Source organism: Nonomuraea sp. NPDC001684, from assembly GCF_053596515.1.
On the sequence record NZ_JBSFGJ010000089.1, the window covers coordinates 18,237 to 27,406 of the forward strand.

6 protein-coding genes and 1 pseudogene are annotated in these 9,170 nt (G+C 62.6%); 5 read left to right on the plus strand and 2 right to left on the minus strand.

The window, feature by feature from the left end:
* Position 1 precedes the first annotated feature (1 nt).
* Entirely contained in the window at positions 2-1,879 is a 1,878-nt protein-coding gene (gene drmB, locus ACWCSD_RS18595) for a DrmB family protein (protein WP_449916335.1), read from the plus strand.
* A 65-nt stretch (positions 1,880-1,944) separates the two neighbouring features.
* Positions 1,945-4,026 carry a UvrD-helicase domain-containing protein gene (locus ACWCSD_RS18600; protein WP_449916337.1) on the plus strand — a complete coding sequence of 694 codons (2,082 nt, stop codon included), beginning with the start codon at positions 1,945-1,947 and terminating at the stop codon, positions 4,024-4,026.
* 6 nt (positions 4,027-4,032) lie between these two features.
* Here the strand turns inward: ACWCSD_RS18600 and ACWCSD_RS18605 are convergent, their stop codons facing one another.
* Entirely contained in the window at positions 4,033-5,769 is a 1,737-nt protein-coding gene (locus ACWCSD_RS18605) for a protein kinase domain-containing protein (protein ID WP_449916340.1), read from the minus strand.
* A 154-nt stretch (positions 5,770-5,923) separates the two neighbouring features.
* Here ACWCSD_RS18605 and ACWCSD_RS18610 point away from each other — a divergent pair, with 154 nt between their 5' ends.
* Positions 5,924-6,406, plus strand: coding sequence for a very short patch repair endonuclease (locus ACWCSD_RS18610; protein ID WP_449916347.1), 483 nt, complete (start codon positions 5,924-5,926; stop codon positions 6,404-6,406).
* 284 nt (positions 6,407-6,690) lie between these two features.
* Here ACWCSD_RS18610 and ACWCSD_RS18615 read toward each other — a convergent pair.
* Positions 6,691-6,981: pseudogene (locus ACWCSD_RS18615) on the minus strand (transposase); the annotation flags it as partial.
* Positions 6,982-6,983: 2 nt separating this feature from the next.
* On the opposite strand from ACWCSD_RS18615, the gene ACWCSD_RS18620 reads away from it, so the two are divergent.
* Together ACWCSD_RS18620 and ACWCSD_RS18625 are read left to right on the plus strand one after the other, a co-directional pair.
* Positions 6,984-7,316 carry an integrase core domain-containing protein gene (locus tag ACWCSD_RS18620; RefSeq protein ID WP_449916342.1) on the plus strand — a complete coding sequence of 111 codons (333 nt, stop codon included), beginning with the start codon at positions 6,984-6,986 and terminating at the stop codon, positions 7,314-7,316.
* A gap of 450 nt (positions 7,317-7,766) precedes the next feature.
* Positions 7,767-8,813, plus strand: coding sequence for a DNA cytosine methyltransferase (locus ACWCSD_RS18625; RefSeq protein WP_449916345.1), 1,047 nt, complete (start codon positions 7,767-7,769; stop codon positions 8,811-8,813).
* Positions 8,814-9,170: the final 357 nt, after the last annotated feature.

Sequence of the window (9,170 nt, forward strand, 5' to 3'; positions counted from 1 at the left end):
CATGGCATTGCGCGACGGGCGCAGTCGGCGTGCGGGCGGACGCAAAGGCGAGGCCGAAACCAGCAGGAAGCCGCTGGGCGGGGTGCGACGCGCCCAGATGATCACCACGTACGGCGTCGGGGCGATGGTGGCGCTCGAAGACCAGTCGTACATCGTCAGCGGGCTGGACACCTGGAAGATCCGCCAATCGGGGGCTATTTACGAACCCCGGCTTCAGCGCTGGCTGGATGTCTCCAGATTTCAGCTCCCCCCTGCGGACAACCCTTCCTCCGGTGATGGAGTGAGGATCCGTCTCTTCCCTGACATCTACTCCTGCCCCGGTTGTCAGATCCTGCAAGAGTTCAAGAGGTTCGGATCGCCCGCCGGGAAGAGCATCTGCGGCGCTTGTCAGAAGTCCCTGGTCCCTTCGCGGTTCGTGATCGCCTGCGAGAACGGTCACCTCGACAACTTCCCTTACTTCGCCTGGGTGCACAAGAAGACGGAGTTCTCCGAGCGAGAAGTCGATCACACACTCACCCTGCACAGCACAGGGCGGACGGCCGCGCTCCGTTCGGTGGTCATCAAGTGCAGCTGTGGCAAGAGCGCCTCCCTGGAAGGGGCGCTGAGCCGCGGAGCTATGGATGCCTTGGGCATCAAGTGCACGGGCCGCCGGCCGTGGCTATGGTACGGATCCAAGCAAACAGGTTGCACAGCGGTGCCTCGCGGTATGCAGCGAGGCTCCTCGGCCGCATGGTTTCCGATCAACCGCTCGGCACTTTCGATCCCTCCATGGTCTGAGACGCTGCAGCAGCGGCTCAACCCCTATTACAAGGACCTGGCCGGGCTCGTGAAACGCGGCGCCTCCGACGAGCTCATCCTCGGGTCCATCGAGGACAAGGGCATGCTGCGAGATACCCGCTTCACGGCAGAAGAAGTGCTGGAGGCCGTGCACCGCCGTATGGAGCTCGAAGCAAGCGCCCGTCCCGACTCCGACGAGGAGGCCGGTTTCGAACCCATGAGTCAACTGCGGCGGGAGGAGTATGACAAGCTCTACGACGGGACTGTGAACGTCGATCGCGGTGATGATTTCGAATGCGTCCCCCCGAAGAAGGACGCCGCCGCCCCACTCCCGGACGGCGTCGAGCGCTCGATGCTGGTCAAGCGGCTTCGGGAGGTCCGTGTACTGCAGTCGTTCACCAGGGTCGAAGCGCCCGATCCAACGAGCATCGACATCAGAAGATCGGCGCTCTCCATGGAAGGCGTCGACTGGCTGCCTGCCATCGAGGTCAGCGGTGAGGGCGTCTTCCTCGCCATCGACCAGCACAGGCTCCAGGAATGGGAGACCCGGCCTGGTCCGGTGCAACGCTCTGAGCACATACGGAGGAACCATCTTGGAGTCCTCCGCCGTCGGGCGCAGGCCGCCGGAGACCCAAGGCTCCTTAGCGACATCCGTTCCCCGGTCCGCCCCCGCTACCTGCTGCTGCACACGTTGGCGCACGTACTGATAAATGAGTGGACATTGGAGGCCGGATATCCGGCCGCCGCACTCCGGGAGCGTCTGTATGTCTCGAACGACATGGCAGGCGTGCTGATCTACACCGCCACCAGTGACTCCGCCGGCAGCCTAGGCGGAGTGGTGGCGCAGGGGGAGCATCGGCAACTGCGCGCGTCCTTGGAGTCGGCGCTCGCCAGAGCGTCATGGTGCTCCCAGGACCCGCCGTGCATGGAGGCGGAGGCGCGCGGTGTCGACAGCCTCAACCTCGCCGCCTGTTATGCCTGTGTGCTACTGGCCGAGGTCAGCTGTGAGACCAACAACGTCTTTCTCGACCGGGCGCTCCTCGTTGGCACCCCCGACGATCCCGCCACTGGTTTCTTCTCCAGGACGGACCGGCTACGTTGATCATTTCCTGCCCGGGCCGACGGATCGCGGCCCGGGGATCGGGCGGCGAGTGAAGGGGAATCTGTATGGCCAAGCTGGGCATCCATCGTGACTTCCTCCAGGACTTCGTTCGCCTGGAACGACCCGTACAACAGAAAGTTGCCGATGCCATCGGCAAGTTCGGACAGGCCACTCACGCGGGTATCCATCTGGAGAAGCTGAACAACGTCCGCGACGAGCGACTCAAGAGCATTCGTATCGATCAGAAGTATCGCGGCATCGTGCTGGCCCCGGAGGCCGGCGACCAGTTCACCCTTCTCAAGGTGGACAACCACGATGAGGCCTATGCGTGGGCACAGGACCGTCGCGTCTCCGTCAACGCGGCCACAGGGCATATCGAGATCCGGGACGATGAGATCATCCATGCGACCATCGAGCAGCTCTCGCAGGACGAGGAGCATCACGTCCGCCTGCTGTTCGAGCACATATCCGACGGCGACCTGACGCGACTCGGCATCGACGATCAGATTCGGAATTTCGCGCGGATGCTCACCGACGTCGCTCTGCTCGAAGCGCTGGAAGGACGGCTCCCTCAGGTCCAGTATGACGTGCTGATCGGCTTGGCGTCCGGCATGACTCCCGAGGAGGTCTGGGATGACATCGTCAGCTCGGTGGTGACTGAGCCGTTCGACCCCGAGGACGTCGCTGCCGCCGTCCGTCGGACACCTGACAAGGTCGCGCTGGTGGAAGGGCCCGACGAGCTGATCGAGCTGTTCAACAAGCCGTTCGCCCGATGGCGGGTCTACCTGCATCCTGCTCAACGGGAGGCCGCATATCGGAGCTACTCCGGTCCGGCCCAGGTCATCGGTGGACCTGGCACTGGCAAGACCGTAGTCGCCCTGCACCGGGCCAGGCATCTGGCAGCGCAGGGAGGACGGGTCCTTCTCACTACCTTCACCGCGACACTCGCCCGATCCCTGGCCGAATCCCTTCGTCTGCTGGAGACTCAAGATGAGGTCCTGTCGCGCGTTGAGGTGTTGACCGTCGACCAGGTGGCGCGCCGGGCGGTTAAGAAACACTTCGGCGGCTTTGCGGTGATCCAGGGCGAGGAAGAACGGGACATATGGCGGCGTGTTATTCGTAGACGCGGGCTCGACCTGAGTGAGACCTTCCTCTCCGAGGAATGGCGTCAGGTCATACTCGCGCAGGACGTGACGACGCTGGACGGCTATCTCGCTGCGCGGAGGGTTGGTCGGGGAAGGCGCCTCGGCTCTGTCCAGCGGGCGCAGATCTGGCGCGCCGTCACCGAGTTCGAGCAGGAGTTGGAGGATCGCAATGCGCGTACCTTCGAGACGGCCTGCACCGCCGCCGCGCGCGTTCTGGCGGACCAGGAACACAAGCCGTACGACCATGTCGTGGTGGACGAGGCCCAGGATCTGCATCCAGTGCGCTGGAGGGTGCTGAGAGCCGCCGTCGCCCAGGGGCCGGATGACCTCTTCATCGCTGGTGACCCTCATCAACGGATCTACGACAACCGCGTGTCGCTCGGAGTCATGGGCATCCATGTGGGCGGTAGATCCACTCGGCTCACGATCAACTACCGGACAACGGCGGAGATCCTGGCCTGGAGCCATGCGATGCTGAACGGCCAAAAATTCGAAGGGCTGGACGGGGCGTCGGTCACGCTTGCCGGCTGTCGCTCCGAGGTTCACGGACACCGCCCTCAACTGGCCGGGGCCACAACGAAGGGGACTGAACTTGAGAGCCTCGTCAAGACCGTCGAACAATGGATCGCCGCAGGCGTTCTCCCCGATGAGATAGGTGTCGCCGCCCGATCAGGGCCGCTCGCTCAGGACGCCGTCGCCGCCCTCACCAGGGCGGGCGTCCCCGCCTCCTCCCTGAACAGGGACCATGACGCCGTCCCCGGTCACGTCCAAACGATGACGATGCACAGGATGAAGGGCCTGGAGTTCCGCGGCGTTGCCGTGATAGGCGCGGGAGCCAACCAACTACCCTCGCCAGGCGCAGTCCGGTCACTGGAGGAGGACGCGGTCACGCACGCGAACGATCTGCTCCGCGAACGCTGTCTGCTGTTCGTCGCTTGTACGAGAGCCAGAGAGCGTCTGTACGTGTCCTGGCATGGAGAGCCCAGCCGCTTCCTGGGCTGACGCCGATCAGGCACCAAAGTGGACGGCGATCTCCTCAGCGGATGCGTGCGCTAGCCGGATCCGCTGGGGGAGGTCGGTAGCAGACGCCCGGAACAGCGCCTCTCCGGCCCGTAGGGATTCGGCGCCTACGTGGTCGAGCACCCTCACGCTCTCTTCCGCGGTCGCCATGGGAAGTCCAAGACGTGCAGGTATGTGCGCCTTGACCCGACCCGTGATCGTTAGCTGGTCGGGGTGTTCGGTTTGGAGGATGACGTGGACTCCCACCGCTCGGCCCGTCTGCGCCAGTCTGCCCAGGGCATGTTCCACCCTTTCCTTCGCCGCTCGCATCGGCTCTGCCAGCTCAGCGATGATCAGGAGCAGGGGTGGATGAGCCTCCTGAGCGGCTCCGAGCGCGGACTGCGACATCGATATCCGGCCGGCGCGCACCTCTTCGTTGTATTGATGTACGGACCGGCATTCGGCTCCCGCGAGGTCTTCGTAGCGACGGTCCAACTCCGTCAATGTCCAGTCGATGGCCTGCAGTGCCGCGTCGGGTGTTCGGACAGCCGATTCCACCTCGTAAGGGATCATCGCCTCCGTGAAGGGCGCCAACAGCGCCGCCGCCGAGTCCACCACGACCATGCGAACCTGTTCTGGGCGCGCGCCCGTGAGAACGGACCCCAGAATCAGCTCGACAGGGGACGTGACACCCCATTTTGCCGTGCCGGCGATCAGGAGATGGCGCAGGATCGCCAAATTGGCGATCAACGGCTTCCCTTCGTCGTCTCGACCGAGCCCTACGACGAGCGGGTCGTTGATGACGTTGTCACCGCGTTCTCCCAGCACGCGGATGAGATTCATCGAACCTTGATCACCTCCCTTAACAAAAAGCCCATTCTCTGCGATGTCCTCGGCTGGCAGGTGGGAGGAGATTACTCTTACCGGCAAGGTCGGAGTCGCAACATCGGCGACGATCTCTTGTTGACCCCGGCGCCGGAGCTCCTTTAGTCGCTCCACCACTTCGTGTGCCTTCTGAGGGCGTTCCCGCGGCTTCTTCGCCATCAGCTTAAGGATCAACTCTTCGAGCTCCTGTGGTATGCCCGCGCGTATGGCTGTAGGAGGTTCCGGTTCCGCATGAACGTGCTGGTACATGAGCTCTTGAGGCGAACCGATGAACGGCTGGTCACCGGTCGTCATTTCGTACATCACACAGCCGAGGGAATAGAGGTCGGCTCGTTCATCGGCCCGCCCGATGAACTGTTCCGGCGCCATGTATTCTGCGGTTCCGACTCCCGCCGTAACCCTGGCGTTCGACAGATTTACGATACGGGCGATGCCGAAGTCGCAGATTTTCGGATGGTCCCGGGGCATGAGGATGATGTTGGCGGGCTTGATGTCACGGTGGATGACATTCTTCGCGTGCGCTGCTGCCAAGGCGTCGGCGAGTCGTTGGGATATCCGCATGACCCGCTCGACCGGAAGTCCGTTGCGAGCGTGACGGAGCGTGTCGGCCAGATCCGCGCCAGGTAGCAACTCCATGACGAAGAACAGACGCCCTTGATGGCTGTCCGCGTCGAACACCACGGCAATACCGGGATGTTGAAGCGCCGCACCGATCCGCGCCTCCGACTGGAACCGCTCGACTCTGCGGGTCTCACCGGACAGATGCTCGGGCAGCACCTTGATCGCGACCTTCCGCCGCAGCCTCAGGTCGAACCCCTTCCAGACCTCTCCCATCGCGCCCGCGCCGATGCGCTCGTCCAACCGGTAGCGATGGGCCAACGTCAGTCCATCCCGCAGCACTGCGTTCCTCCGTCTAAACGTGGTGACTGCGAGACTACGGTTACCAGTGTCAGAAGGCGATTCGTTCCGCCCCGCTGTCCGTAGCGCGGCGTTGTGTACGGTGGTACCTGTGAGAGTGGAGAGGCCGACCCAAGCCTCCAGCGAGGGCAATCGCAAGAGCATGCAGGCGAACAAGGGCCGGGACACTAAGCCCGAGCTCGCGCTCAGACGAGCCGTCCATGCGCTGGGCCTTCGTTACCGGGTCTCCGTACGACCGCTACCCGCGATACGACGGACCGCGGATCTCGTCTTCACGAGGGCCAAGGTCGCCGTCTTCATGGATGGTTGTTTCTGGCATGGCTGTCCACAGCATCACAGCAAGCCGGCGACCAACTCGATGTACTGGGCGGAGAAGGTCAGGAGAAACCGCGAACGCGACGCTGAGACCGACCGCACACTCGCGGAAGCCGGGTGGAGCGTGATCCGTATCTGGGAGCACGAGGATCCCAGCACGTCGGCCCAGATGATCGCGGATCGGGTACGACAAGAGTTGACGGTACCTTTCACGGCGTCTAAAGCGGTTCACGCTGTCCAGCAATCTGGGCAACCACGCCCCTGAGGGCATCTGCTCTTGTCGCGCGATGATCTGTCCCAATATTGGACGGGGAGTCGAGCGTCCTCCTGTGACGTTAGCCTCGATCTTTCGTGATCAAGGTGTGGTCGGCTAAGCGGTTCGGCTGAGGGTGGAATTGCGTGCTGTGGTCAGCGCATTGGCCCGGCCGTCGCGCCGGGTGGGAGGGGTTCCACAGGTCCACGGGTGTCCTTTCCTGGTCGTAGGGGCGGTTGGAGGCCGGGGCAAGGCGGGGCAAGGCGGGGCTGGCAAGGCCTGTAGATGGTTCAGGGGGCGGCGAGGCGCAGACGGAGCTGTCGGCCGCCGCGGACCAGCCGTCCGGCCACCGTGAACAGGCGAAGTCGCAGGCGTTTGGGTTCGTTGCTGCGGGCGGCGGTGCCAAGCAAGGCGAGTATCTGCATCCATGCGAGGAGTTCGCAGGCCAGGGCGACAAGCTCGCACCAGATCTCGTTCTTCGTGAAGTGGTGCAGCGGCAGGTTGGCCAGGCCGGCGTCCTTGGCGCAGCGGATGCGGTCTTCGGCGCGGGACCGGCGGCGGCGCAGTTCCAGGTCGGCGAGCGGCCCTCATGGACGAGGTCCTCGCCGAGGCCGGCATCACGACGGTACTCACCGGCATTCGGGTGTCGCGGATGAACTCCATCATGGAACGGTGGGTGCAGTCCTGCCGCCACGAGCGTCTCGACCGCTACCTCGTCTGGAACGAACGCCACCTCCGGTACGCCTTACGCGAGTACGAACACTTCTACAACCGGCACCGAACCCACCAAGCCCTCAACCAAACAGCTCCACTGCGTCCCGCCCCGGACACGATCGCCGCACCCGGACGAATCACCGACCTGAACATACGCCAACGAGACCGGCTCGGCGGCATCCTCAACGAGCACCCGCATGCAGCTTGAACTGCACGGATGGAATTATCGGCGGGCGCAGGATCCCGTCGATCAGTTGATGTCTGCTCCCTCGAGGCGGGCGACCTGGCCGCACGGCAGCCGGAAGCAGCGGCGCCAATCGCGCCCGCTGCTCATCACTCAGGTCAAAGCGCCGCGTCACCGCGAAGGTGGCCACGAGGTGTACGGTTGTGGTTCTTCTTCATCGTTGAACCCAATACCGGAGACCTCACTGCGTTGCGACCAGCGACACGCTGATAACCGACCTCGAGACAGGTCCTAGGCCATTGACTGAGGCTGTAAGGGGGCAGCTAACGCGTTCATCCCTGTTCCCCGTCCTCCAAGCCCTGGACAGGAGGCTGCCGCTGGCAGCCAAGGAGCACTGCGATGATGAGCTCGTGTCGTTATCCCCACCCGTCGACGAGGCGGGGCGATCTACGCTAAGTTCAGACTATGGGCGACATGGCAAGGCGCATCTCAGCGATAGATCTCTTCTGCGGAGTGGGCGGGCTGTCGCATGGATTGATGCAGGCTGGGCTGAACGTAGTCGCCGGTTTTGATATAGATCCTCGATGCAAGTACCCATTCGAGCAAAATATTGAAGCTCCGTTCATTGAGCAGGATGTCCGGACGGTCTCTAAAGAGCAGCTTGAGCTTCTATGGGAGCCAGGCTCAATACGCCTCTTGGCGGGATGCGCGCCGTGCCAGCCCTTCTCGCCATACAGGCGAGGCGTAGATACGTCTTCAGAGCCGCAGTGGTCGCTCCTTGGTGAATTTTCCCGACTCGTCAAAGAGTCTAACCCTGAGCTTGTGACCATGGAGAACGTCCCTCGAATCATGAGCTCCAAGATCTTTAGGGAGTTTTCCAGCTCTCTCGAAGAAATTGGTTATGAGGTTTCTTTTAAAAGCTGTTACGGCCCGGAATATGGCCTCCCGCAAGAGCGTCGTCGACTTGTTCTCATTGCGTCGCGAATCGGGCACATCAGGGTTCCTGGGGGTAAACGCAAGCCCGAAGAGTTCACGACGGTGAGAGATGCGATTTCCGGCCTCCCGGCAGTTCGTCAAGGGAGAACGCATGACCTTGATGGCATGCATAAGGCAAGAGCCTTAAGCCCTCTGAACCTGAAGCGAATCAAGGCATCCAGGCCAGGGGGCACATGGCATGACTGGCCAACAGAGCTGCTGTCTCCTTGCCATACTAGGCCTTCTGGCGCCACGTTCAAGAACGTCTACGCCCGCATGGAATGGGACAAGCCGTCTCCGACCATCACGACCATGTCGTACAATTTCGGAACCGGAAGATTCGGCCATCCGGAGCAAGATCGTGCGATTACCCTGCGGGAAGCAGCGATACTCCAAGGATTTCCAGAGAATTACCAGTTTGTCAGGCCAGGAGACCCTGTGGAGTTCAACTCCATAGGTCGAATGATCGGAAATGCTGTTCCTCCTGCGATCGCACAAGCAGTGGGGAGCGCCCTGCTCGCGGCAGTAAATCAGCAGGCCTGCTAGGGGATTGGCGGATACCGGCCGCAAGCGGTGGCTCTTCCAGGTTTGAGTGATCGTCGACATGGCGGCCATCGAGCTGCTTGAAATCAACCTCTACAGCAATTCTGCTGCCGACCTGTCTAGGCTGATAGAAATTGCCTGGGGTGCTACACAGACAACTTCTCGATCGAACGGCTACAGCTCACCAACAGTATTATTACTGACGGCTCATTGTCGGAGTAGCCCGCTGTTGGCCCAGCACGCGAGGCCGGCAAAGCTGCCCCTAAGAGCGTGTTTGAGAAGATCGTTTATGCACGGCGTGGCAGCATGACGGCCAGCTCGTGGGCGGCCAAGGTGGCCGAATGCCCCCGCAGCGCTACC

Excerpts from the sequence above, each read along its gene's own strand:
- ACWCSD_RS18625 (WP_449916345.1), top strand. The coding sequence starts at position 7,767 with ATGGCAAGGCGCATCTCAGCGATAGATCTCTTCTGCGGAGTGGGCGGG.
- drmB (WP_449916335.1), top strand. The coding sequence starts at position 2 with ATGGCATTGCGCGACGGGCGCAGTCGGCGTGCGGGCGGACGCAAAGGC.
- ACWCSD_RS18620 (WP_449916342.1), top strand. The coding sequence starts at position 6,984 with ATGGACGAGGTCCTCGCCGAGGCCGGCATCACGACGGTACTCACCGGC.
- ACWCSD_RS18600 (WP_449916337.1), top strand. The coding sequence starts at position 1,945 with ATGGCCAAGCTGGGCATCCATCGTGACTTCCTCCAGGACTTCGTTCGC.